General features: G+C 72.5%; 19 protein-coding genes. 8 read left to right on the top strand and 11 right to left on the bottom strand.

Annotated features, from left to right (window positions below):
- Positions 1-213 precede the first annotated feature (213 nt).
- A complete protein-coding gene (locus ACWDO5_RS12580) occupies positions 214-405 on the top strand; it encodes a hypothetical protein (RefSeq protein WP_450530288.1) in 192 nt (63 codons plus the stop codon).
- A 144-nt stretch (positions 406-549) separates the two neighbouring features.
- The gene (locus ACWDO5_RS12575; protein ID WP_450530295.1) at positions 550-1,656 is read left to right on the top strand and encodes a glycosyltransferase 87 family protein; all 1,107 of its coding nucleotides are present in this window, start codon (positions 550-552) and stop codon (positions 1,654-1,656) included.
- Between the two features lie 44 nt (positions 1,657-1,700).
- On the opposite strand, the gene ACWDO5_RS12570 is transcribed toward ACWDO5_RS12575, so the two are convergent.
- Positions 1,701-3,344 (bottom strand): DNA repair helicase XPB, encoded by a 1,644-nt coding sequence (locus tag ACWDO5_RS12570; RefSeq protein WP_450530287.1) that lies wholly within the window; start codon positions 3,342-3,344, stop codon positions 1,701-1,703.
- A 187-nt stretch (positions 3,345-3,531) separates the two neighbouring features.
- Between ACWDO5_RS12570 and ACWDO5_RS12565 the strand changes: the two genes are divergently transcribed.
- Positions 3,532-3,993 carry a VanZ family protein gene (locus ACWDO5_RS12565; RefSeq protein ID WP_450530294.1) on the top strand — a complete coding sequence of 154 codons (462 nt, stop codon included), beginning with the start codon at positions 3,532-3,534 and terminating at the stop codon, positions 3,991-3,993.
- On the opposite strand, the gene ACWDO5_RS12560 is transcribed toward ACWDO5_RS12565, so the two are convergent.
- Entirely contained in the window at positions 3,956-6,628 is a 2,673-nt protein-coding gene (locus ACWDO5_RS12560; RefSeq protein ID WP_450530286.1) for a helicase-associated domain-containing protein, read from the bottom strand. The genes ACWDO5_RS12565 and ACWDO5_RS12560 overlap by 38 nt on opposite strands.
- A 93-nt stretch (positions 6,629-6,721) precedes the next feature.
- Here ACWDO5_RS12560 and ACWDO5_RS12555 point away from each other — a divergent pair, with 93 nt between their 5' ends.
- Positions 6,722-7,726, top strand: a complete 1,005-nt coding sequence (locus ACWDO5_RS12555) for a hypothetical protein (RefSeq protein ID WP_450530285.1) — start codon at positions 6,722-6,724, stop codon at positions 7,724-7,726.
- Between the two features lie 27 nt (positions 7,727-7,753).
- Here the strand turns inward: ACWDO5_RS12555 and ACWDO5_RS12550 are convergent, their stop codons facing one another.
- The 4 genes from ACWDO5_RS12550 to ACWDO5_RS12535 form a co-directional block, all read right to left on the bottom strand.
- Positions 7,754-8,728 carry an ABC transporter substrate-binding protein gene (locus tag ACWDO5_RS12550; protein ID WP_450530284.1) on the bottom strand — a complete coding sequence of 325 codons (975 nt, stop codon included), beginning with the start codon at positions 8,726-8,728 and terminating at the stop codon, positions 7,754-7,756.
- A 15-nt stretch (positions 8,729-8,743) separates the two neighbouring features.
- Entirely contained in the window at positions 8,744-9,586 is an 843-nt protein-coding gene (locus tag ACWDO5_RS12545; RefSeq protein ID WP_450530283.1) for an ABC transporter ATP-binding protein, read from the bottom strand.
- Positions 9,583-10,644: a FecCD family ABC transporter permease gene (locus tag ACWDO5_RS12540; RefSeq protein WP_450530282.1), complete on the bottom strand. Its 1,062-nt coding sequence runs from the start codon at positions 10,642-10,644 to the stop codon at positions 9,583-9,585. The genes ACWDO5_RS12545 and ACWDO5_RS12540 overlap by 4 nt, the downstream gene beginning before the upstream one ends.
- Positions 10,645-10,755: 111 nt before the next feature.
- Positions 10,756-11,763, bottom strand: a complete 1,008-nt coding sequence (locus ACWDO5_RS12535; RefSeq protein ID WP_450530281.1) for a FecCD family ABC transporter permease — start codon at positions 11,761-11,763, stop codon at positions 10,756-10,758.
- 118 nt (positions 11,764-11,881) lie between these two features.
- Here ACWDO5_RS12535 and ACWDO5_RS12530 point away from each other — a divergent pair, with 118 nt between their 5' ends.
- A complete protein-coding gene (locus ACWDO5_RS12530) occupies positions 11,882-12,514 on the top strand; it encodes an HAD family hydrolase (RefSeq protein WP_450530293.1) in 633 nt (210 codons plus the stop codon).
- Here the strand turns inward: ACWDO5_RS12530 and ACWDO5_RS12525 are convergent.
- Positions 12,493-12,729, bottom strand: coding sequence for a hypothetical protein (locus ACWDO5_RS12525; RefSeq protein ID WP_450530280.1), 237 nt, complete (start codon positions 12,727-12,729; stop codon positions 12,493-12,495). The genes ACWDO5_RS12530 and ACWDO5_RS12525 overlap by 22 nt on opposite strands.
- 180 nt (positions 12,730-12,909) lie before the next feature.
- Between ACWDO5_RS12525 and ACWDO5_RS12520 the strand changes: the two genes are divergently transcribed.
- Positions 12,910-13,293, top strand: a complete 384-nt coding sequence (locus ACWDO5_RS12520) for a cold-shock protein (protein WP_450530279.1) — start codon at positions 12,910-12,912, stop codon at positions 13,291-13,293.
- A gap of 3 nt (positions 13,294-13,296) precedes the next feature.
- Here ACWDO5_RS12520 and ACWDO5_RS12515 read toward each other — a convergent pair whose 3' ends face one another.
- From ACWDO5_RS12515 to ACWDO5_RS12500, 4 genes are all read right to left on the bottom strand, one after another.
- Entirely contained in the window at positions 13,297-14,142 is an 846-nt protein-coding gene (locus ACWDO5_RS12515) for a 1,4-dihydroxy-6-naphthoate synthase (protein ID WP_450530278.1), read from the bottom strand.
- Positions 14,135-14,827 carry a futalosine hydrolase gene (locus tag ACWDO5_RS12510; RefSeq protein WP_450530277.1) on the bottom strand — a complete coding sequence of 231 codons (693 nt, stop codon included), beginning with the start codon at positions 14,825-14,827 and terminating at the stop codon, positions 14,135-14,137. Before ACWDO5_RS12510 ends, ACWDO5_RS12515 begins: the two co-directional genes overlap by 8 nt.
- A gap of 16 nt (positions 14,828-14,843) precedes the next feature.
- Entirely contained in the window at positions 14,844-15,323 is a 480-nt protein-coding gene (locus ACWDO5_RS12505; RefSeq protein WP_450530276.1) for a DUF2771 domain-containing protein, read from the bottom strand.
- Between the two features lie 158 nt (positions 15,324-15,481).
- The gene (locus ACWDO5_RS12500; protein ID WP_450530292.1) at positions 15,482-16,762 is read right to left on the bottom strand and encodes an MFS transporter; all 1,281 of its coding nucleotides are present in this window, start codon (positions 16,760-16,762) and stop codon (positions 15,482-15,484) included.
- A 371-nt stretch (positions 16,763-17,133) separates the two neighbouring features.
- On the opposite strand from ACWDO5_RS12500, the gene ACWDO5_RS12495 reads away from it, so the two are divergent.
- Both ACWDO5_RS12495 and ACWDO5_RS12490 read left to right on the top strand, forming a co-directional pair.
- Positions 17,134-18,069, top strand: a complete 936-nt coding sequence (locus ACWDO5_RS12495) for a DUF3027 domain-containing protein (RefSeq protein ID WP_450530275.1) — start codon at positions 17,134-17,136, stop codon at positions 18,067-18,069.
- A gap of 177 nt (positions 18,070-18,246) precedes the next feature.
- On the top strand, positions 18,247-21,447 hold the full coding sequence (locus ACWDO5_RS12490) for a sacsin N-terminal ATP-binding-like domain-containing protein (RefSeq protein WP_450530274.1): 3,201 nt from the start codon (positions 18,247-18,249) through the stop codon (positions 21,445-21,447).
- Positions 21,448-21,855: the final 408 nt, after the last annotated feature.

Raw genomic sequence — 21,855 nt, 5'->3', positions numbered from 1 at the left:
GCTGTTCTTCGCGATCGGCACCGCCGTCGGCGGCCTTCCACTCAAAAAGGCGTCCCTCGCTCCAGGACACCGGCGTTCGGAGACAACAAGGCAGCCACAACGCGCATGCTGACACGGTGGGTGCCCTGAACGTTCTGGGCTGGTCCGTCGCGAAGCCCAACCGGCATAGCGAGAAGCCACCCCCTAGGGGGTGGAGGAGTCACCATGGGAGACATGAGTACAACTTTTACCCCAGGCGCCCACATCCCCCACCCACACCACGGAGCGACCGCCACCGGCTCCACCCCGCACTCCCCGCACCGCCTCGGCAACGCACTGCGCGCGGTCAAGGTCTTTGCAAGCGCCGTGTTCAGCGTCGCCGTCCTTGGGGAGTACGCCGAAGAGGCGGACGTCCGCCGCCGCTGACACCGAATCCACCGACCCCCTAGTAGGGTCGCGGCCGTGAAGTACCGGAACGTGACCCCGCGTTTACTCACCGCAGTATCCGCCCTCGCTCTCGCCCTCTCGCTCGCCGCGCTCGCCGCGCTCTGCGTCGCCCAGCGCATCCCGATGGCCGACACCCTCGTGTACCGGGCCGAGGGAGCAGCCGTCGCGAACGGCACCGATCTCTACGGATTCACCGTCACCGAGTGGCATCTGCCCGCCACATATCCGCCCTTCGCCGCCATCCTCTTCGTACCGACCACCTTGCTGCCCCTACCGGCGCTCAAGGTGGGCTTCGTCGTCGGGAACGTAGCTCTGCTCGCCCTGCTGGTGCGGCTCTCCTGCCGGTTCGCCGGACTGCCCGCGCGCCCGCCGCTGATCATCGCAGCCGTCGCCGCGGGCCTCTGGCTCGAACCCGTCTTCCAGACGCTCCTCTTCGGGCAGATCAACCTCGCCCTCGTCTGCCTCGTCCTGTGGGACCTGTCCAGGGACGAGGAAGCCATCGGCAAGGGGTTCGCGCTCGGCGTCGCGGCCGGCGTCAAGCTCACGCCCGCCGTGTTCATCCTCTATCTGCTGATCACCGGACGGGTACGGGCCGGGCTCACCGCTCTCGCCTCCTTCATCGGCACCGTGCTGCTGGGCGCGCTCGTACTCCCGCAGGCCAGCGTGGACTTCTGGACCCGGCGCATCTTCGAGACCGGCCGGGTCGGCAAGGCGTGGATCGTCGACAACCAGTCGCTGCAAGGACTGTTCGCCCGCGCGCTGCACACCCCCGAGCCGGGGCCGGTGTGGGCACTGGCCGCCGCCGTCACCGCCGTCGCGGGGCTGTGGATCGCCCGCCGCGCCGCGAGCGGGGCGCGGGGCGTCCTGGTCACCGCGCTGACCGCGCTGCTCGTCTCGCCGATCAGCTGGTCGCACCACTGGGTGTGGTGCGTACCGCTGCTCGCGGTGCTGATCGCGGAGGGCCGGCACCGCACGGCGGCGGCCGTCGCCGCGGTCTTCCTGGCCCGCACCCTGTGGCTGGTCCCGCACCAAGGCGCTGCCGACCTCCAACTCCCCTGGTGGCAGCAGGCGTTGGCGTCGCCGTATCCGCTGCTCGGGCTGGCGCTGCTGGCACTGGCCGTGCGGCGCGAGCCGGCGTCGCCGGCGCCGGTCCTCGTGCCGGGCCCGCGCGTTACGGCCCCGAAGGACGTGAGCACGCGCGACGTGAGTACGCACACGGGAGCGGTCTGAGTCCGTCCACGGAGGCCCGGCCCGACCCCGCCCTCAGGAACTCGTCAATTCGGGCTCAGGAACTCGTCCGCGTCCACGATCCGGTACGCGTACCCCTGCTCCGCCAGGAACCGCTGACGGTGCGCCGCGAAGTCCTGGTCGATCGTGTCGCGCGCCACCACCGAGTAGAACCGTGCCTCGTGCCCGTCCGCCTTCGGCCGCAGCACGCGCCCGAGGCGCTGGGCCTCCTCCTGGCGGGACCCGAAGGTGCCCGACACCTGGATGGCGACGGTCGCTTCCGGCAGGTCGATCGAGAAGTTCGCCACCTTCGACACGACCAGCACGGAGATCTCGCCCCGCCGGAACGCGTCGAAGAGCTTCTCGCGCTGCGCGTTGGACGTCTCGCCCTTGATGACCGGCGCGTCCAGATGCTCGCCCAGCTCATCGAGCTGGTCGATGTACTGGCCGATGACCAGCGTCTGCTCGCCCCTGTGCTTGGCGACCAGCGCCTCGGTCACCTTCCGCTTGGTCGCGGTCGTCGCGCAGTAGCGGTACTTCTCCTCCGTCTCGGCCGTCGCGTACGCGAGCCGCTCCGAGTCAGTGAGGTTGACCCGTACCTCCACACAGTCCGCGGGCGCGATGTAGCCCTGCGCCTCGATCTCCTTCCAGGGCGCGTCGAAACGCTTCGGCCCGATGAGCGAGAAGACGTCCGACTCGCGGCCGTCCTCCCGTACGAGCGTGGCGGTGAGCCCCAGCCGCCGCCGGGCCTGCAGATCGGCGGTGAACTTGAAGACCGGCGCGGGCAGCAGATGCACCTCGTCGTAGACGACCAGGCCCCAGTCCCGCGAGTCGAAGAGCTCCAGGTGGGGATAGATCCCCTTCCGCTTCGTCGTCAGCACCTGGTACGTCGCGATGGTGACGGGGCGGATCTCCTTCCGCGTACCGCTGTACTCGCCGATCTCGTCCTCGGTCAGTGACGTCCGCTTCACCAGCTCGTGCTTCCACTGGCGGGCCGAGACGGTGTTGGTGACCAGGATCAGGGTGGTCGCCTTCGCCTGTGCCATCGCACCGGCCCCGACGAGCGTCTTGCCCGCGCCGCAGGGCAGCACGACCACGCCCGAGCCGCCGTGCCAGAAGCCCTCGACGGCCTGCTTCTGGTACGGGCGCAGGGCCCAGCCGGTCTCGTCGAGCTCGATAGGGTGCGCCTCGCCGTCGACGTACCCGGCGAGGTCCTCGGCGGGCCACCCCAGCTTCAGCAGCGTCTGCTTGATCTGCCCGCGCTCGGAGGGGTGCACGGCGACCGTGTCCGGGTCGATCCGGGCCCCGACCAGCGGCTGGACCTTCCTGGACCGGAGGATCTCCTCCAGGACGGGGCGGTCGGTGGTGGTGAGCACGAGCCCGTGCGTGGGGTGCTTGCTCAGGGTCAGCCGGCCGTAGCGGGCCATCGTCTCGGCGACGTCGACGAGGAGGGCGTGCGGGACGGGGTAGCGGGAGTACGCCACCAGCGCGTCGACGACCTGCTCGGCGTCGTGCCCAGCGGCCCGGGCGTTCCACAGGCCGAGCGGGGTGACCCGGTAGGTGTGGATGTGCTCGGGGGCACGCTCCAGCTCCGCGAAGGGCGCGATGGCGCGACGGCAGGCGTCCGCCTGCTCGTGGTCGACTTCGAGGAGGAGCGTCTTGTCGCTCTGGACGATGAGGGGTCCGTTCACACCTGCGCCCTTTCGGTAAGGCCAAACGTCCAGTCTGCCGCATCGAGCGGTCTCGCAGGCCAGGTGTGGCGCTGCTCACCGGCAACATACGGGCCTGTCCGGGAGCGTCGGGGGTATCCGCACCTCCATGACATCGGGAGCACAGCCCCGTACGTCGAGGGGCAGAACAGCATTGCGCGTGTCCGCCATGGTGGTGGCGTTTGTGGCACTGGTCGCGTTCTCGGCCGTACTGGCCCGGCTGACCCTTGCCCCTTCGCACGCCTCGGCGGACATCGCAACAGCCAACCTCCGTCCAGGCTCGTCGCTGCGGCAATATGCCGAGGACTACACCTTCCTCGCGGCGTGCAAGCAGATCGGCGGCAATCTTCTGCTCGGTGTGCCCTTCGGGGTGCTGCTGCCCGTCTTCGTGCCGGGGTCGATGCGGCTGGTGCGGGTGATCGCGCTCACCGTGGTGGTGATGGCGCTGGTGGAGCTGGCGCAGGGTGCGGTCGTGGAGGGGCGGGCCTTCGACGTGGACGACGTGATCCTCAACACCTCGGGCGCGCTGCTCGGCTATCTGCTGCTGGGGCGCCGGTTCGCGCATGCGACAGCCGTCAGGCCCGTGAAGGCCGTCAAGCGGGGTCGTCCGCGAGTTCGGCGACGCCGGTGATGCGGTGCAGGGGGTACGTGCGGACTTCGTCCGCCGTGTGGTCGTACGCCGTGACGAAGCCGCCCTCCACGCGCACCGGCGCGATGACGCGCTGGCTGGCCGCGCCGTCCGCGTTGACGTAGCCGATCCAGACGGCGGCTCCGGTCATCGCCGCGGCCTGCACGGTGGCGAGGGTCTCGGCCGACGTGGTGCGGGGGAGCCGGCCGTTCTTCGCGGGCTCCGGGACGGGCTTGCGTACGACCGTGGCGGCGAGGTCACCCGCGCGGATCGCCTTCACCGCCGCGCCGAGCAGCGTCCCGTCAGGTACCGGCGGGCCGTCCGGGACCGGGACGGGCGCGCTACGGGGCGGGGTGCGGCGGGCGTGGGCACGGGTGATCAGGACGTCGCCCTCCGCGGACTCGGCGGCGGGCGCGTATCCCATGGTGCGCAGCCCCTCCAGGAGCGTCGCCGGGTCGGCCTGGGCGGCCAGGACGGTGGGGGCGAGGCGGCGCAGCCGCAGGCCCTGGGACCGCTTGTCGGCGAGGATCTCGCCGAGCATCGCGTCGTCGTCGCAGCGTACGTAGGCGGACGCGGCGCCGATACGCAGATGGCCGTGGCGGCGGGCGACGTCGTCGATGAGATAGCTGAGCGGCTGCGGCACGGGGGTGCGGGAGTGCGTGGCCAGGAAGGTGTGCAGGTCGGAGGCGGATTTCCCGGCGTCGAGCGCGCGGCGCACGGAGGCGGGCGTGAAGCGGTAGACGGTGGCGCCGCCCTTGGACTCGACGTCGGCGAGCACGGCGAGGGTCTCGGCGAGCGGCCGCTGAAGGGGGCCGGGGGCGACGGCGGTGAGGTCGGCCTGGAGGAGGATGTGATCGAGGGGCTCGGGGAGAAGTGGCGCGAGCGCGTCGGCGGAGGCGGCTTGGGCGTCTGGGCCGCCCGGTTCCGGCACGGTGGAGCGGGCTGCGCCCAGCCCGGGCGCCGCCGTGAGCCGGGCGGCTGCTTCGGTCGCGCTCGGCGTTCCGGTGGAGACCGTGGTGAGCTCCCCGTTCCCCGTGGTGAGCTCCCCGTCCCCCGCGGGCCCCAGTAGCGCTCGCCCGTGCGTCGACAGTGCCCCGCGGCCCGTCACGCCGAGGACCTCTGCCTCGGTCAGGGTCCAGGTGGCGATGCGGGAGCGCAGGTCTGTCGGGACGCCCGCCGCGTTCCGGGCCGCGTTCGTGTTCGTGTACAGGGCCTGTGTGCCCGTGCCGCGGAGGGGGCGTTCCCAGCGGAGGCGGGCCAGGACCGATTCCGGATCGGGGGCCGTGCCCGCGGGGAGCGAGGCGAGCAGGTTGAGGACGCGGCGGCGGACCTCGATCGCGGCTGAGCGGTCCAGGTCGGGGCCGAGGGCCGAGAGCGTACGGCCCTTGGTGTCCTGGCCGCCGATCAGGCCCGCTGTGCGCGTCGCGGTGAGCCATGCCGCGGCGAGCCGCGCCCACCGCTCGGCCGCCGGAAGCGTGAGCCAGTCGTCGTACGCCGGCGTCGGCGCGTACCGCTCGTCCGCCTCGCCGTCCGCCGCCAACAGGCCCGCTGCATAGGCGAGTTCGAGCCAGAACGCGGCCATCTGCTCGGTCGTGTCCAGCGCGGCCGCGGTGCGCTTGAGGTCACGTACCGAAAGGCCGCCCGAGCGCAGCACCGCCGGTCCGCCCTCGTGCCAGTCCTTCAGCAGGTCCTCGACCGTCGAGAGCGCGGTGTAGGCCTGGCCCGCCGCCGTGCTGTCCACAACCTGTGGACGACCCTCGGTCATCGACGCCGTCGCGGCCGGTCTGACCGCGGGCGGCACCGGCTCCGGCGCGCGGTGGGCGCGGCCGCCGCGCAGATGCAGCGCCGCCTCGCGCGGCAGCACGACCGTCCGCGGCGACGCGGGCAGCAGCAGCCCGCGGTCGCGCAGCCACCGTACGGGCGGCGTGGGGTTCGCCGTGACCTCTCCGTACGGAGGGCCCCAGACCAGCCGGTCGAGCACCGTCAGTGCCTCGGACGGGGCGGTGTCGAGCAGCGCCGCCATCCGCGAGCGGTCGGTGAACAGCGAGGTCAGCGCGGCGACCGCGGAGACCGGATCGTGGGTTGTGGGCAGCCCGGCCGCCGCGAGGATCTCCTGCAGCCGGCCCGGCGACATCCCGGCCGTGGCCTCGGCGACGGTCGGGCCGAGGCCGGTCGGGGACGGACGGGTCGGCGACGGGGCGAGGAGTTCGCGCGCGGTGCGCACCAGCCGCAGCCGGTCGTCGTCGCCCCATACGAGTGCCTGCCCGCGCAGCACGCCCAATGCCCGCGGCAGGGCCACGTCGACTTCCCCCATGGCCGTGCCGGCATGCAAGGTACCCTCAGCGCCCTCGTCTCCGGTCAGCAGTGCGAGGAGCGTCGTGTACGGGGCGGGGTCGGGGGCCACCGCCAGCGCCTCGGCCGTCTGCAGCGTGAACCGGTCGAGCCGCTCCAGCGCGCGTACGACGGAGGCACGCGTGCCGGCCCGCGTGGCGAGCTGCGTCAGATCGTTCGGCACGGGGGTCAGCAGGTCGGGGCGGGCGCGCAGCAGTGCGGCCAGTTCCTCGTCACCGCGGGTGCGCAGAGCTTCGGCGAGCGTGCGCGGACTGCTCGTACTGCTTCCTTCGGGCATGGTCCCCATCCGCCCCACGGTAGTCCCTGGAGCGCTACGGTCGGGGACAGGGCGGGCCCGGGGAGAGCGGGCGGCCGGGCAGGAACGTCAGGGGAAACGCCGGTGGGGATCGAGAGTGATCAGCTCGTCTACGACTATCTGAGCCGGGTCGGCGACCTGGCCCAGCAGCACCAGCTGCCGTCCAACACCCGGATGCGGCTGGTGTCGTCGCTGCGGAACGAGATCGACCGGCAGCGGGCGAAGTTCGGCTCGGACAGCCCGGCGGCGGTTCGCCGGATTCTCGGGCGGCTCGGTACGCCGGACGAGGTCGTGGCGGCCACGTCGCAGGACGGGCCTCCGGCAGGTTCCCAGGTGCCGGCGCCGCCGCGGACCGCCGTGCCCGAGCAGCGCGTACGCCGCCGGATCCCGCGGCCGCGCAAGTCCGCGGCTCCCGAGCGGCCCGAGGCCACACGAGCTGCGACCGGCGCGTCGCCCCCGCATCTCGCGGGGATGGACGAGCTCGGCCCCTCCGGCAGCGAGCCCGACTGGTGGCGGGTCGAGCCGGGGCCGTTCGGGGCGGGCGAGAGCGTGGCCGGGTTCGTCGGCGGCGTCGAGATCCCCGAGATACTCAAACCCCCGCCGTCCAAGGGGGACTTGGCCGCGGCCGTCGAGGCGGATCCGGACGAGGAGTACGAGGCGGAGGACGAGGGCGACGACGCGGTGGAGGCGGACGCCGCACCGCGCCGGTGGCGTCCGCGGCTCGGCCGCCGTACCGAAGCGGCCGGGCCGAGGCCGGCCCTCGCCAATCCCTTCCTGCTGCTCGCCGCCGCTCTGCTGGTCGTCGGCGCCGTGCTCGGCTCCTGGCTGGCCCTCGGTGGTGGCTGGCTCCTCGCCTACGCCTCGCGCCGGCTGTCCCGCACGGAGGTGAAGTGGGCGGTCGTCGGCCTGCCCGGGGCGGTCGTGGCGGGCGCGTGCGTCTGGCTGTGGGGCCGGGTCAACGGGCGCTGGGGCGAGCCGATCCCGCAGGACCAGATGCGCGAGGCGCTCGCCGGCACGTGGCCGTGGGTGGTGAAGGGGGCGGCCGTCGCCTCCGCGCTCTTTCTGGTGTGGCGGGCGCGGAGGCGCTGAGGCGGGCGCGGAGGCGCTGAGGGGTGCCTACTTCGTGAGGTCGGCCCGCAGTTCGTCGAGGATCTTACCGGCCGCGGTGTAGCCGATGCCCTGGATCCACAGCTGGTCGTCGACCTGGAAGACCGTGCCGTTCTTGACGGCCGGCAGGTTCTTCCACAGACCGCTGCCGAGAGTCTGCGTCTGCTTGGCCTTCTTCGGGTCGCCGTACGTGGAATGGAAGATGACGTCCGCGGCCGCGAGGTCGATCTTCTCCGGGCTCACGTCGTACGAGAAGCCGTCCTTGGCCTTGTCGGTGATGGCGGGGCGGCCGAGGCCGACGTCGGCGAGGATCGTCGCGATGTAGTTCTGCTTGCCGTAGATGCGGATGTCCGCGCCCTCGACGAAGCGCACCACGTTGACCTTGGTGGCCGCTGCCTTCTCCTTGCCGCCGAGGGCTTCGGTGACCTTCTTCGCGTGGGCGTCGTACGCGGAGACGATCTTCGCGGCCTCGTCCTTCTTGCCGAGCGCGTCGGCGTGCACCTGGAAGTTGTCCTTCCAGGGATGGCCGGTGCTCTCGGTCATGACGGTCGGAGCGATCGCCTTGAGCTTGTCGTACTTGTCGCCGTCGCGGACCTTGCTGGTGAGGATGAGATCCGGCTCGAGCGCGGCGACGGCCTCCAGATTGGGCTGGGTGATCGCGCCGACGTCCTTGACGCCCGCGACCTGGTCCTTGGGCAGGTAGTTGAGGAAGCCCGACTCGACGTCGGCGTGTGCGGCGCCGACCGGCTTCACGCCCAGCGTGATCGCGGAGTCCAGCTCGGCGGTGTCGAGCACGACGACCCGCCGCGGCGCGTCGGGGACCTGGACGTCGCCCATGGCCGTCTTGACGGTGTGGGTTCCGCCGGCGCCCGGCGACGTGTCCTTGTTGTTGTCGGATCCGGAGCCGCACGCGGTCAGGGCGAGCGCCCCCGTGAGGACGACGGGACCGGCGGCGAGGGTGCGGCGGCGGAGGTTTCCGGTCATGGGTGGCGGAGCCTTTCAGCGGGTGGTGGCAGGGGCGGGGACATCGGCGACGCGGGAGGGCGAGTACGGCGCGCCCGGCACGACCAGCGGCGACCCCGTCACCGGGTCCGGGACCACCACCGAGTCAAGGCCGAAGACCTCGCGTACGAGATCCGCGGTGACTATCTCCTTCGGGTGGCCCTCCGCGACGATCCGGCCGGACTTCATGGCGACCAGGCGGTCGGCGTAGCGCGCGGCCTGGTTGAGGTCGTGCAGTACGGCGACGACGGTTCGCCCGCGCGAGCCAATAGGAGTCGGATGCGCCAACTGCCGTACAAGATCCAGCACTTCGACCTGGTGGGCGATGTCGAGATACGTCGTCGGCTCGTCCAGGAGCAGCAGATCCGTCTCCTGGGCGAGCGCCATCGCGATCCAGACGCGCTGCCGCTGCCCGCCGGACAGCTCGTCCACCGACCGCTCGGCGAGCGCATGGACGTCCGTACGCTCCATCGCGTCGGTGACCGCGCGCTCGTCCTCCTGTGACCACTGCTGCCACCAGTGCTGGTGGGGCTGGCGGCCGCGGGAGACGAGGTCGGCGACGGTGATCGCCTCGGGGGCGACGGGCGACTGCGGCAGCAGTCCGATCGACTGCGCGATCCTCTTCGTGGGGATCTTCGACAGCTCCTGGCCGTCGAGCAGCACGGCCCCGCCCCGGGGCTTGAGCAGTCGCCCGAGGGCGCGCAGGGTCGTCGACTTGCCGCATGCGTTCGGGCCGACGATCACCGTCACCTGCCCGTCCGGAACGGCCAGGTCGAGGTCGTGCACGACCGTGCGGTCTTCGTAGGCGAGCGTCAGTTCGCGCGCGGTGAGCCTGCTCACGCCTTGCCTCCAGCGGTACGACTTCGGACGATCAGCCAGATCAGATAGGGGGCGCCGACGGCGGCCGTCAGCACGCCCACCGGCAGCTCGGTGGGCGCCAGGAGCTTTCGCGCCAGCAGATCGGCGAGTACGACGATGACCGCGCCCATCAGCGCGGAGCAGAGCAGCGGGATCTGCGCGGTCCGGGTCATCCGGCGGGCGATCTGCGGTGCGAGCAGCGCCACGAAGTCGACGGGTCCGGCCGCGCCGGTCGCCACGGACGCCAGGACGACTCCGAGCAGGACGAGCCCGAGCCGTACGCGCCCGAGCCGCACGCCGAGCGAGGTCGCCGTGTCGTCGTCCATGCTCACGGTTCGCTGCGCGCGGGCGGCCCACAGCACGGCGGGCACGAGCGCGAGCAGCGTCCAGCCGAGCGGTGCCGCCTCTTCCCAGCCGCGGCCGTTGAGCGAGCCGGTCATCCAGATCTGGGCCTGCTGGGCGACGAGGTAGTCGCCCTTGGTCATGAAGAGGGTGGTGACCGACCGGAGCGCGATCGCGAAGCCGATGCCGATGAGCACGAACCGGGTGGCGTGCAGCCCGCCGCGCCAGGCGAAGACGTACACGAGCGCGGCGGCGACGATGCCGCCGGCGACGGAGAGGTACGGCAGCACGGTGTACGAGGTGACCCCGAAGGTCATCGCCCCGACGGTGACGGCGCTCGCGCCCTGGCTGATCCCGATGATGTCGGGGCTGGCGAGGGGATTGCGCGCGACGGTCTGGATGAGCGCCCCCGCGACACCGAAGGCGGCGCCGACGAGGAGCCCGGTGACCATGCGGGGCAGCCGCAGGGTGCCGACGACGAGCTCGTCCGGCGAGTCCTGCCCGGCGAGGACCTTCAGCACCTCCCCGGGCGCGACGAAGCTCTCCCCGACGCAGAGGTACGCGACGCAGACGGCGGCGAGCACGACGCCGAGGACCCCGGTGACGACAGCGGCCCGCCGGTGCACGAGGAAGCTCCCGCGCCCGGCCCGTACGAGTGAGTACCCCGCCGGCCGTACGGTCATGGTGTCAGCGCTCATGCGGCCCTCCTGACGCGATGGCCAAAACGACGGCCCCCGTACGGCCTTCGGCCGTGTCCTCAATCTCCCCCGGACTTCGTCCGGGGGGACCCCCACGGGTTCCGATGGCGCTCACGCGGGAACCGCCTTCCGCCGGACCAGCGTGACCAGGAACGGCACCCCGATCAGCGCCGTCATCACGCCCGCCGGGATCTCGCTCGGCGGGAAGATCACCCGGCCGATCACATCCGACACCAGAAGCATCACCGGGCCGATGAGCGCCGCCATCGGCAGCACCCAGCGGTGGTCGCCGCCCACGATCGCGCGGGCGATGTGCGGGACCGCCAGGCCGATGAAGGCGATCGGGCCCGCGGCCGCCACGCCCGCGCCCGTCAGTACCGTCGCCCCCACGCCGCCCACGATCCGTACCGTCGCGACCTTCTGGCCCAGCCCCTTCGCCACGTCCTCGCCCAGCGCCAGCGCGTCCAGGGCGCGCGCGACCGACATCACCAGCACCATGCCCACCAGCAGGAACGGCCAGATCTGGCCGACCACTTCGGCGTCGCGCCCGGCCACCGAGCCGACCTGCCAGAAGCGGAACTCGTCCAGCGCCGCGGCTTTTGTCGTCAGCACCGCCATCGTCACCGACACCAGCAGCGCGTTGATCGCCGCGCCGCCCAGCGCCAGCTTCACCGGGGTCGCGCCGCCGCGGCCGCTCGACGCGATCGCGTACACCGCCACCGACGCGAAAGCCGCGCCGGCGAAGGCGAACCACACGTACCCCGTCAGAGTGTGGATCCCGGCGAAGGCGATGGCGAGCACCACACCCACCGAAGCGCCCTGGCTGATGCCGAGGATCCCGGGATCGGCGATCGGGTTACGGGTGATGCCCTGCAGGACTGTGCCGGCGAGGGCCAGCGCGGCTCCGACCATCACGCCGATCAGCGTGCGCGGCACCCGCAACTGCCGTACGACTTCGGCGTCACCGTGCCCGCCGTGCAACAGGGCGTCGAGGACGGCGGACGGCGCGATGGCGCGAGCCCCGACCGCGAGGCTGAGCAGGACCGCGAGCAGCAGGGCCGCGACGGCTGCCGCCGTCCAGCCGATGCGGCGGACCGCGAGCGCGCGTCTGGCTGACATGAAGACCAATCAGAAAGGCGAAAAAATCACAAGAAGGACAAGAACGGGCAAACAGGGGTCGAGGTTGGTAAGGCTTGGCTAAGTCTAAACAACGGTGTCGTAGAGCCGGATGGGCACAATGGTTCCCATGGCTACGCACCCGATCACCGTCGGCTTCGACCTCGACATGACGCTCATCGACTCCCGCCCCGGCATCCACGCCGCCTACCAGGCGCTCTCCGCCGAGACCGGTGTCTGGATCGATGCCGACCTGGCCGTCACCAGGCTCGGGCCACCCCTGGAGCAGGAGTTGGCGCACTGGTTCCCGGACGAGCGGATCCAGGAGATGGGTGACCGGTACCGCGAGATCTACCCCACATACGCCATCGAGCCGACCCTCGCCCTGCCCGGCGCCCGCGAGGCAGTGACCGCCGTACAGGAGCTCGGAGGCCGCGCGATCGTCGTCACCGCCAAGCACGAGCCGAACGCCAAGCTGCACCTCGCCCATCTCGGGATAGCCCCGGACGAGGTCATCGGCTGGCTGTGGGCGGAGGCCAAGGCGGAGGCGCTGCGCGAGCACGGCGCGAGTGTGTACGTCGGCGACCACACCGGAGACGTACGGGGCGCACACACGGCCGAGGCGCTCTCGGTCGCCGTGCCGACCGGGCCGTGCGACGCGGCGGAACTGCGCGCGGCCGGCGCGGACGTGATCATCGACGACCTGACCGCGTTCCCCGCCTGGCTACGCGCCTACAGCGCGGATTTGGCCTGACTGCGCTGCGCCGCGATCGAGCGCAAAACCCCCGCAGCGGCGATCAGGAACCCGACGCCCATCAGCATGCACACCGCGTACGCGACCGACGGGAACGGCTCGGTCCCCAGGAACAGTGGGGCCACGGTGACCAGGGTGGCCACGGCGCCGACGATGAAGACGATCACGCCGACGCGCACCAGCCCGTCACCAGGGGCGGGAGGAGTAGCAGTCATTCGGCCAGGGTAGTTCCTTGCGCGTAGGAACCGTTCGGCGACGTCTTGTCACCAGCCCCGGGACCATTAGCCTTGGGGGTGGCGGGTCAGGCGACCCGCTGTAGTGCTATCCAGGACCGTTTTTCGGTGCCCAAGTTCCGGTGCCCCAGCGCCCCAACGAGTACGAGGACGAGGACAGACGTGCCTACCGGCAAGGTCAAATGGTTCAACAGCGAGAAGGGCTTCGGCTTTCTCTCCCGCGACGACGGCGGCGACGTCTTCGTTCACTCGTCGGTGCTCCCCGAAGGGGTCGAGTCGCTAAAGCCGGGCCAGCGCGTCGAGTTCGGCGTCGTGGCGGGCCAGCGCGGTGACCAGGCACTTTCGGTGACGGTTCTCGACCCGACGCCCTCGGTGGCGGCGGCCCAGCGGCGCAAGCCGGACGAGCTGGCGTCCATCGTGCAGGACCTGACGACCCTGCTGGAGAACATCACGCCGATGCTGGAGCGCGGCCGGTACCCCGACAAGGTGCACGGCGCAAAGATCGCGGGCCTGCTGCGCGCGGTGGCGGACCAGCTGGACGTCTAGCCACTACCCGAAACTGAGCGCATCGCGGCCGAGGGGCGGTACGAGCCCCTCGGCCGCGGCGCGCGTCAGTAGTCCCCGGACCGCCGCATACCCGTCGGTGCCGAGGTCCGCGGTGAACTCGTTGACGTACAGCCCGATGTGCTGGTCGGCCACTGCCGGGTCCATTTCCTGCGCGTGCTCGAGTACGTACGGGCGGGAGGCCTCCGGGTCGTCCCACGCCATGCGCACCGACGCGCGCGCGGATTCGGCCAGCAGTTTCAGCGTCTCGGCGCCCAGCGACCGCTTCGCGATGATCGCGCCGAGCGGGATCGGCAGCCCGGTCGTCGACTCCCAGTGCTCGCCCATGTCGGCGACGCGGTGCAGCCCGTACCGCTGATAGGTGAACCGCGCCTCGTGGATGACGAGTCCGGCGTCGACCTTGCCGTCCCGTACGGCCGGCATGATCTCGTGGAACGGCATCACGACGACTTCGCCGACACCTCCCGGGACGACGTCCGCGGCCCAGAGCCGGAACAGCAGATATGCCGTCGAACGCTCGCTCGGCACGGCGACGGTCTTCCCGAGGAGGTCCGTCCCCGGCTCCTTCGTCAGTACGAGCGGACCGCAGCCGCGGCCGAGCGCGCCGCCGCAGGGCAGCAGCGTGTACTCGTCGAGGACCCAGGGCAGTACGGCGTACGACACCTTCAGCACATCCAGCTCGCCGCGTTCCGCCATGCCGTTGGTGATGTCGATGTCCGCGAACGTCACATCGATGGCGGGCGCGCCGGGCACCCGGCCGTGCGCCCACGCGTCGAAGACGAAGGTGTCGTTCGGGCAGGGCGAGTACGCGATCTGCAAGGCGTCACTCATGGGTCGGCTCCTCTTCGAGGACGGGGGCGAGCTGCTGAAAGGCGTACCGCAGCGAGTCCAGCGCCTGGCCGATGCGCCAGGCGGCACGGTCGCGCGGGCCGACAGGGTTGGAGATCGCGCGGATCTCGACGACCGGCACGCTGTGCGCGGCGGCAGCCTCCGCGACCCCGAAGCCTTCCATCGCCTCGGCGGCGGCGCGCGGATGACGGCGGGTCAGCTCGGCGGTGCGGGCGGCGGTGCCGGTGACGGTGGAGACGGTGAGGACGGGCGCGTACACGGCGTCGAGGGTCCCCGCGATGCGGGCGGCGAGCTCGGGGGGCGGGAGGTGCGCGGAGCAGCCGAAGCCGAGTTCGTCGACGGGGAGATATCCGTCGGGCGTCTCGGCGCCGAGGTCGGCGGCGATGATCGCGTCGGCGACGACGAGGGCACCGACGGCGGCGTGGGCCGGGAAGCCGCCGCCGATTCCGGCGGAGACGACGAGGTCGTATGCACCGGTGGCGAGGGCGGTTGCGGTGCCCGCTGCGGCGGCCGCGGGTCCGACGCCGGCGGTGAGTACGTCGGCGCGGGCGTGGCCGGAGAGCGGGTACCCGCCGGGCAGCTGCCGGGCATCGCGTACGGGACCGGTGAGCCCCGCGGCGACGGACTCGGCCTCCGCCGCCACTGCGGTCACCACCAGTACGCGCACGGCACGACCCTCCGGGTCAGGAGGCCTTTTCGAACTGGAAGTGCCAGATGCCGATGACCTTCTTGCCCTTGGTCTCCATGATGCTGACCGCGGTCTTGCTGGTGGGCTCGCCGGTCTGCGAGGAGAAGAAGGCGTTGCCGGGGATGGTCCGGTACGAGTTCTTGTACGGCTCCTGCTCGACGGGCTGGCCACCGAAGAGCAGGGTCCAGCCGTTGTCCGCGATCTCAGGGTCGACGCCCATGCGGACCTTGTCGTCCAGGGCGACCTTGACGGTCTTCGCGGGCTTCTGGGTCAGGCAGCTCTGGAGCAGCGATTCCTTGATCGGCTGGCCGTCGTTGTAGCAGGCCGCCTCGGTGTGGACCGAGTCCGTCCCGACGGTCACGGTCGCGAGCGGGGTCGGCTTGTCGCAGGCGGAAAGGACGAGGAGCCCGGCGGAGACGGCACCGAGAGCGGCAGCGGCCCGGCGGCGCTTGCCCGAGAAGAACGCAACGGTCATGGCCCGAAGGCTATCGGGCGCGTCCGCTCCTGCCACGCGGGGGTACGGCGCGCCGCGTATGAGGGTCCGGGCCGCCCGCGCCACGGTGACTCGCGACACAAGCCAAGGCGCCGCCGACGAGCCCCAGGTCCGGCCCGCAGGCATACGTCCCCCGCTGCCTACGCCACCCGTGCTCGGGGTGCGCCGCTCCTTCGTGCCGCGCCCAGCAGGCCGCGGATCGTCGTCAGGAATCCCAGTGCCAGGATTCCCGCCGCCACCGACATGCCCAGTGTGCCGTTCAGCGGCAGTGAGATGCCGATCGCGCCGCCCGCCACCCAGGCCGTCTGGAGCAGCGTCTCCGAGCGCGCGAACGCCGACGTGCGGACCTCTTCCGGGACGTCCCGCTGGATCAGCGCGTCCAGGGACAGCTTCGCCAGGGCCTGGCACAGGCCCGCCGTCGCGCCCAGGACCGCCACCATGCCCGCGCCGAAGAACGCCGCCGTCGTGATCGCCACGGTCAGCACCACCGCCTGCACCGTCGCGATGATCAGCTCCGGGCCACGGGCCTTCAGCCACGCCCCCACCGTCGTGCCGAGCGCGTTGCCCACACCCGCCGCGACGCCCACTATCCCCAGCGAGACCGCCGCGCTCTGCCCTGCCAGCGGATGCTCCCGCAGCAGAAAGGCCAGGAAGAAGATCAGGAACCCGGACAGCGCACGGAACGCCGCGTTCGCCTGCAGCCCGTGCAGTACGGACGGCCCGACCGTACGCAGACTGGGCTTCGTCTCCCCGTGCGTGAGCATGTGCGCCTTGCGCTCGCCCTTCGCCGAGTCGACCTTGGGCGGCATCGTGAACGCCCAGTACCCGCCGAGAATGAACAGCGCGCACGCCCCGTACAACGGCCACTGGGGCCCGATCTGCTGCAGCCCCACCCCGATCGGCGCCGCGATGCCCGTCGCCAGCAGCCCCGCCAGCGTCACCCGCGAGTTCGCCTTGACCAGCGAGAAGCCCGGCGGCAGCAGCCGCGGCACGACCGCGCTGCGCACCACTCCGTACGCCTTGGACGCGACGAGCACGCCCAGCGCCGCCGGGTAAAGCTCGAGCCCGCCCGTCGCCACCGCCCCCGACATCGTCAGCGCGAGCAGCGCGCGGGCGAGCATCGCGCCGGCCATCGCCGCGCGGCGGCCGTGCGGGATGCGGTCCAGAAGCGGGCCGACGACCGGGGCAAGCAGAATGAAGGGCGCCATCGTGACGGCGAGGTACAGCGCGACCCGGCCGCGCGCCTCGTCCGTCGGCACGGAAAAGAAAACCGTCGACGCGAGCGCGACGGTGATCATGACATCGCCGGCGCCGTTCACCGCGTGCAGTTCGATCAGTTTGCCCAGGCCCGACTCGCCCGCGCCGTGCGCATGGGTAGCCTTGCGGATGCCGCGGGCCGCGCCGGTGAACGGAAGATGCATGGCATGGCCGACCGCCCGGCCTGCTCTTGCGAGCCGGCCGGCTCCCTCGGACGAACTCGTGCCTGCCACCCCGTCATAGTGCCCCAACCCCCGCCGAGCCGAACCGAGGCGCCGTGTTGTTCGCCCCTTGTTGGGGCGGGCAGGTGGGCGGCGAGCGGCAGAGGGGGTAGCGTGCGTAGCGCGCCACCGGCGGTTGTTCTCGGCCGCGCGCCTGTTCGGCATCCCGCAGAATGGATGACGGTAGGTGTGCCCGAGACAGGTTGGTCTGGGCGCGGACGTCGATGCGGCCCTCTGGTCCGCTCCGCCCGCGGCCCGTACCTCGTGAATCGGCCGGCGCACCCGTGAGACGGCGTAGGAGAGAAGCGAGACCTGTGAGTGCTGCGACGCGAAGCCGTACCCCTGACCGCCTGTGCGCCGAGGCGGTAGACCTCGCCCGGTCGGCGGCCGAGGAGGCCGCGGCCCCGGGAGTGGTCGGCGAGCATGTGTCTTTCGTCTCGGACGGAGACCGGGTCGTCACGCACTTCTTCGAGTGCACGGAACTCGCCTACCGGGGCTGGCGCTGGGCGGTGACGGTCACCCGGGCCTCCCGCGCCAAGGTCGTCACCCTCGACGAAACCGTCCTGCTGCCCGGTCCCGACGCGCTGCTCGCGCCGGAGTGGGTGCCGTGGAGCGAGCGGCTGCGGCCCGGTGACCTGGGCCCCGGCGATCTGCTGCCCACCGAGGCGGAGGATCTGCGCCTGGAGCCCGGCTTCACCGGCGAGGACGCGCCCCCGCCGAACTCCGTGGTGGCCGAGCCCGTTCCGTCGCACGACCTCGCCGAGCGCGTCGAGGCGGAGGACGCCGAGCTCACCGACCGCAGGCCCGTCGACGCCACCGTCGCCAACGGCCGCGGCGCGATCGCGGCGCTCGCCGAAGAGCTCGGCATGCGCCGTGCCAGGGTCCTGTCCCGGTACGGGCTGCACACCGCGGCCGACCGTTGGGATGAGTCCCACGGCGCCAAGACTGCGATGGCACAGGCGGCCCCCGCGGCCTGTGTGACCTGTGGTTTCCTGGTCCCGATGGCGGGCTCGCTGCGGCAGGCCTTCGGCGTCTGCGCGAACGAGTTCTCCCCGGCGGACGGGCAGGTCGTGTCCCTGACGTACGGCTGCGGAGCCCACTCCGAGGCGGCCGTGATGCCGAAGCCGCCCACCCCGGCGCCACCGGTGTTCGACTCGATGGGCGCGGACGAGTTCCTGCTGCACCCGGCCCGCGACAGTGGCTCGGTCTCCGCGGAGCCGGACGGCGCGGAGGATCTCGGCCACTCCTAGGTCTCCCTCTCTGTCCTCAAACGCCGGACGGGCTTGATTTCAAGCCCGTCCGGCGTTTGATGGACAGGTCCTGCCAACGTCCCCCCGCCCACATTCACCACGACCCCCCAACACCGGGGTACCTTCGGCCGCACAGGCACACATACGCGGGTCAACCGGAGAGAATGGAGTGACAGCGTGAGCGTCAGGACGACCGAGTGGGCCGACCCGTTCGGGACGGCGCGGCTGCGGCGCGGGGTGCTCGAGGCGTGGGGGGCCAGTCCGGCCCGCTTCCGGGAGGACGCCAACGCCGAGGAGGACCTGGCGCTCGGCGGCTACCGGGACCGCCTCGTCGTGGAGCTGGCGCAGAACGCCGCCGACGCCGCCGCGCGGGCGGGCGTGCCGGGCCGGCTCCGGCTCACCCTGCGGCCGGCCACGGGCGATCAGCCTCCCGTCCTCGCCGCCGCGAACACCGGCGCTCCCCTGGACGCGACCGGCGTCGAGTCCCTGAGCACCCTGCGCGCTTCGGCCAAACGCGAGGGCGACAAGTCCGCCGTCGGCCGGTTCGGCGTCGGCTTCGCAGCCGTACTCGCGGTGAGCGACGAGCCCGCCGTCGTCGGCCGGCACGGCGGTGTGCGCTGGTCGCTCGCGGAGGCCAGGGAGCTGACGCAGCAGGCAGCCCAGGCAAGCCCGGGGCTCGGCGACGAGCTGCGCCGCCGCGACGGGCACGTACCGCTGCTGCGGCTGCCGCTGCCCGCCGAGGGCACGGCCCCCGAGGGGTACGACACCGTGGTCGTCCTGCCGCTGCGGGACGGCTCCGCCGTCGACCTGGTGGAACGGCTGCTCGCCGGGATCGACGACGCGCTGCTGCTCACGCTGCCCGGCCTCGCCGAGATCGTGATCGAGACCCCGTCCGGCGTACGTGAGTTGAGGCGCTCCGTGCACGGGGCGTACGTACACATCGAAGACAGCACGCAAGGCGACCGGCGCTGGCGGGTCGTCAGCCACGCCGGCTCCATCGAGCGCGCGCTGCTCGCCGACCGGCCCGTCGAGGAGCGGCTGCGGCCGTACTGGACCGTCACCTGGGCGGTGCCCGTGGACGACGAGGGCGCGCCCGCCCGGCCGCGCACCGCCCCGGTGGTGCACGCGCCGACGCCCACCGACGAACCCCTCGGTGTGCCCGCGCTGTTGATCGCCTCGCTGCCGCTGGACCCCACCCGCCGGCATCCCGCGCCCGGGCCGCTCACCGACTTCCTGGTGCGGCGGGCGGCGGACGCGTACGCCGAACTGCTCGGCAACTGGCAGCCGGTGAGCGTCGGCACCATCGACCTGGTGCCGGGGCCGCTCGGCAAGGGCGAGCTGGACGGCGCGCTGCGGGCGGCGATCCTCTCGCTGCTGTCGCGCACGGCTTTCCTGGAGGCGGCCGCGCCGCGCGATGCGTCCGGCGAGGACACCGGTCTGCCCGACGGTCTGCCCGACCGCGAGATCTCCGCCGCACTGCGGCCGATCGAGGCGGAGGTCCTGGAGGGCGCGGGCGCGGAGACCGTACGCGTACTGGCCGAGGTGATGCCGAGCCTGCTGCCCGCGGGACTCGAGCGCCGGGTCGAGCTGCGTACGCTCGGCGTCGCGCGGGTGCCGCTGACCGAGGCGATCGACCGCCTCGCCGGCCTGGAGCGCGAGCCCGGCTGGTGGCGGCGGCTGTACGACAGCCTCGCCGGGGTCGACCCGGACCGGCTGTCGGGGCTGCCCGTGCCGCTGGCTGGGGGTACCACCCAGGCCGGAGGCTCTGGGGGAGGGCGCACCACGATCGGGCCGCGCCACACGCTGCTGCCGCTGGCCGATACGCCGCCACATCTGGCCCGGCTCGGCCTGAAGGTCGTCCATCCCGAGGCCGCCCACCCGCTTCTCGAGAAGCTGGGCGCGCTGCCCGCGACGCCGCGCGCAGTGCTGACGACGCCGCAGGTCCGGGCGGCGGTCGCGGGCTCGCTGGACGCGGGCGAGGTTTGGTACGACGAAGTCGGGGACGCTGCCGCGCCGGACGCGGAAGAGCTCGCCGAGACGGTGCTCGCGCTCGTACGGGACGCAGGGCTGGAGCCCGGCGACGAGCCGTGGCTGGGCGCGCTGGCGCTGCCCGACGAGGACGGCGAACTCGCGCCTGCGGGTGAGCTGGTCCTGCCGGGCAGCCCGTTCGCCTCCGTGATGCGCGAGGACGAACTGGCGCTGTGCGACGCCGAACTGGCCGAGCGGTGGGGCCGGCAGCCGCTCGCCGCGTGCGGTGTGCTGGCGAACTTCGCGCTCGTACGGGCCACGGACGTCGTCCTGGACCCCGACGAACTGGAGCCCCGCGACGGGGACTTCGCCGAGCCCGACGACCCGGGTCTGCTGGACGCGGTCGACGTCTGGTGCGAGGACGTGCTCGACCGGCTGCCGGACACGCCGGTGCCGCCGGTCGCCACGGAGATCGTCGCGGTCCGCGACCTGGACCTGGTGGACGACGACTGCTGGCCGCAGGCGCTGGCCCTGCTGGCGCAGCCGCCGCTGCGGGACGCGCTGACCCAGTCCGTACGGATCCTGCTGCCGGACGGCACGACGGAGACGGTGCGCCCGTACACGGCGTGGTGGCTGCGGGACCACCCGGTCCTGGACGGCCGGCGCCCGGCGGGCCTGCGGGCGGCGAGCGGCGACCCGCTGCTTGCCGGGCTCTACGAGGCCGTGGACGCGACGGGCTTCGACGACGCGCAGGTGCTGCGGGCGCTGGGTGTACGTACCTCGGTCGCCGCGCTCCTCGACGAGCCGGGCGGCGCGGCGGAGCTGCTCGGCCGCCTCTCGGACCCGGACCGCCCGGTGCGGTCGGCCCAACTCCACGCCCTGTACACGGCCCTGGCCGACCTCGACCCGGAACAGGTCACGCTCCCGGACGACTTGCGGGCGGTCGTGGACGGCGAGGTCCGCGTCGTCGACGCGGCGGACGCGGTGATCGCGGACGCGCCGGACCTGCTCCCGCTGACCGAGGGTCTGCCGCTGCTTCCGGTGAGCCCCGCGCGGGCGGCGGAACTGGCGGAACTGCTCCAGGTCCGCCGCCTGAGCGAGACGGTCGCGGCGGAGGTGACAACGGAGGGTGAGGAGCACGAGGTCCCCGAATCGGTCCACGTCCTCCTCGGCCCGGCCACGCCGGCGACGTACGTCGAACACGAGGAACTGATCGCCGGCGGCACGGAACTGGAGTGGCGCCGCACCCCGGACGGCGTGATCCACGCGTCCACGGTGGAGGGCGTGGCGGCGGGCCTGGCCTGGTCGGCGGGCCAGTGGCCACGCCGCTTCGAGGTGGCGGCGCTGCTGGAGGACCCGTCGCGCACGGAGGAACTGGCGCGGGACCGCTGGTTCGACGCGACGCGGTAGCGGTGCGGGGGCCCGCGGTGCGGTGGTCCGCGGTGCGGTGTTGCCCGGTGCCGTGGGGTGCGGGGGTCCGCGGTGCGGGTCTTGGGGCGGTCGGGCGTGTCCGGCGTCGTGGGGTGCGGGTTCCGGTGCCCCTCCGGGCTCGACTCCTCGGGGTCGGCGGCGGCAGGGCAATCCGTGTTGATCACCCGGGTTCGGCCGCCGATCCCCTGCGGGGACGACCCTGCACGGCCCCTCCCCGCCGGGAGGCACCGGGTGCGGGGGTTCGCAGTGCGGGTCTTGGGGTGCCCCGGTGCCGCCGGGTTGGGGTTCCGGGGCCCCTCCGGGCTCGACTCCTCGGGGTCGGCGGCGGCAGGGCAATCCGTGTTGATCACCCGGGTTCGGCCGCCGATCCCCTGCGGGGACGACCCT

Source organism: Streptomyces sp. NPDC000880 (assembly GCF_053599675.1).
The sequence above is the reverse complement of the archived record's forward strand: the minus strand, read 5'-3'. Positions and strand labels throughout refer to the sequence as shown.

Coding starts and splice junctions, on each gene's coding strand:
- ACWDO5_RS12525 (WP_450530280.1), bottom strand. CDS start 12,729: ATGACTGCTACTCCTCCCGCCCCTGGTGACGGGCTGGTGCGCGTCGGC.
- ACWDO5_RS12515 (WP_450530278.1), bottom strand. CDS start 14,142: ATGAGTGACGCCTTGCAGATCGCGTACTCGCCCTGCCCGAACGACACC.
- ACWDO5_RS12550 (WP_450530284.1), bottom strand. CDS start 8,728: ATGACCGGAAACCTCCGCCGCCGCACCCTCGCCGCCGGTCCCGTCGTC.
- ACWDO5_RS12580 (WP_450530288.1), top strand. CDS start 214: ATGAGTACAACTTTTACCCCAGGCGCCCACATCCCCCACCCACACCAC.
- ACWDO5_RS12560 (WP_450530286.1), bottom strand. CDS start 6,628: ATGGGGACCATGCCCGAAGGAAGCAGTACGAGCAGTCCGCGCACGCTC.
- ACWDO5_RS12505 (WP_450530276.1), bottom strand. CDS start 15,323: ATGACCGTTGCGTTCTTCTCGGGCAAGCGCCGCCGGGCCGCTGCCGCT.
- ACWDO5_RS12540 (WP_450530282.1), bottom strand. CDS start 10,644: ATGAGCGCTGACACCATGACCGTACGGCCGGCGGGGTACTCACTCGTA.
- ACWDO5_RS12500 (WP_450530292.1), bottom strand. CDS start 16,762: ATGCATCTTCCGTTCACCGGCGCGGCCCGCGGCATCCGCAAGGCTACC.
- ACWDO5_RS12565 (WP_450530294.1), top strand. CDS start 3,532: ATGGTGGTGGCGTTTGTGGCACTGGTCGCGTTCTCGGCCGTACTGGCC.
- ACWDO5_RS12530 (WP_450530293.1), top strand. CDS start 11,882: ATGGTTCCCATGGCTACGCACCCGATCACCGTCGGCTTCGACCTCGAC.
- ACWDO5_RS12535 (WP_450530281.1), bottom strand. CDS start 11,763: ATGTCAGCCAGACGCGCGCTCGCGGTCCGCCGCATCGGCTGGACGGCG.
- ACWDO5_RS12575 (WP_450530295.1), top strand. CDS start 550: ATGGCCGACACCCTCGTGTACCGGGCCGAGGGAGCAGCCGTCGCGAAC.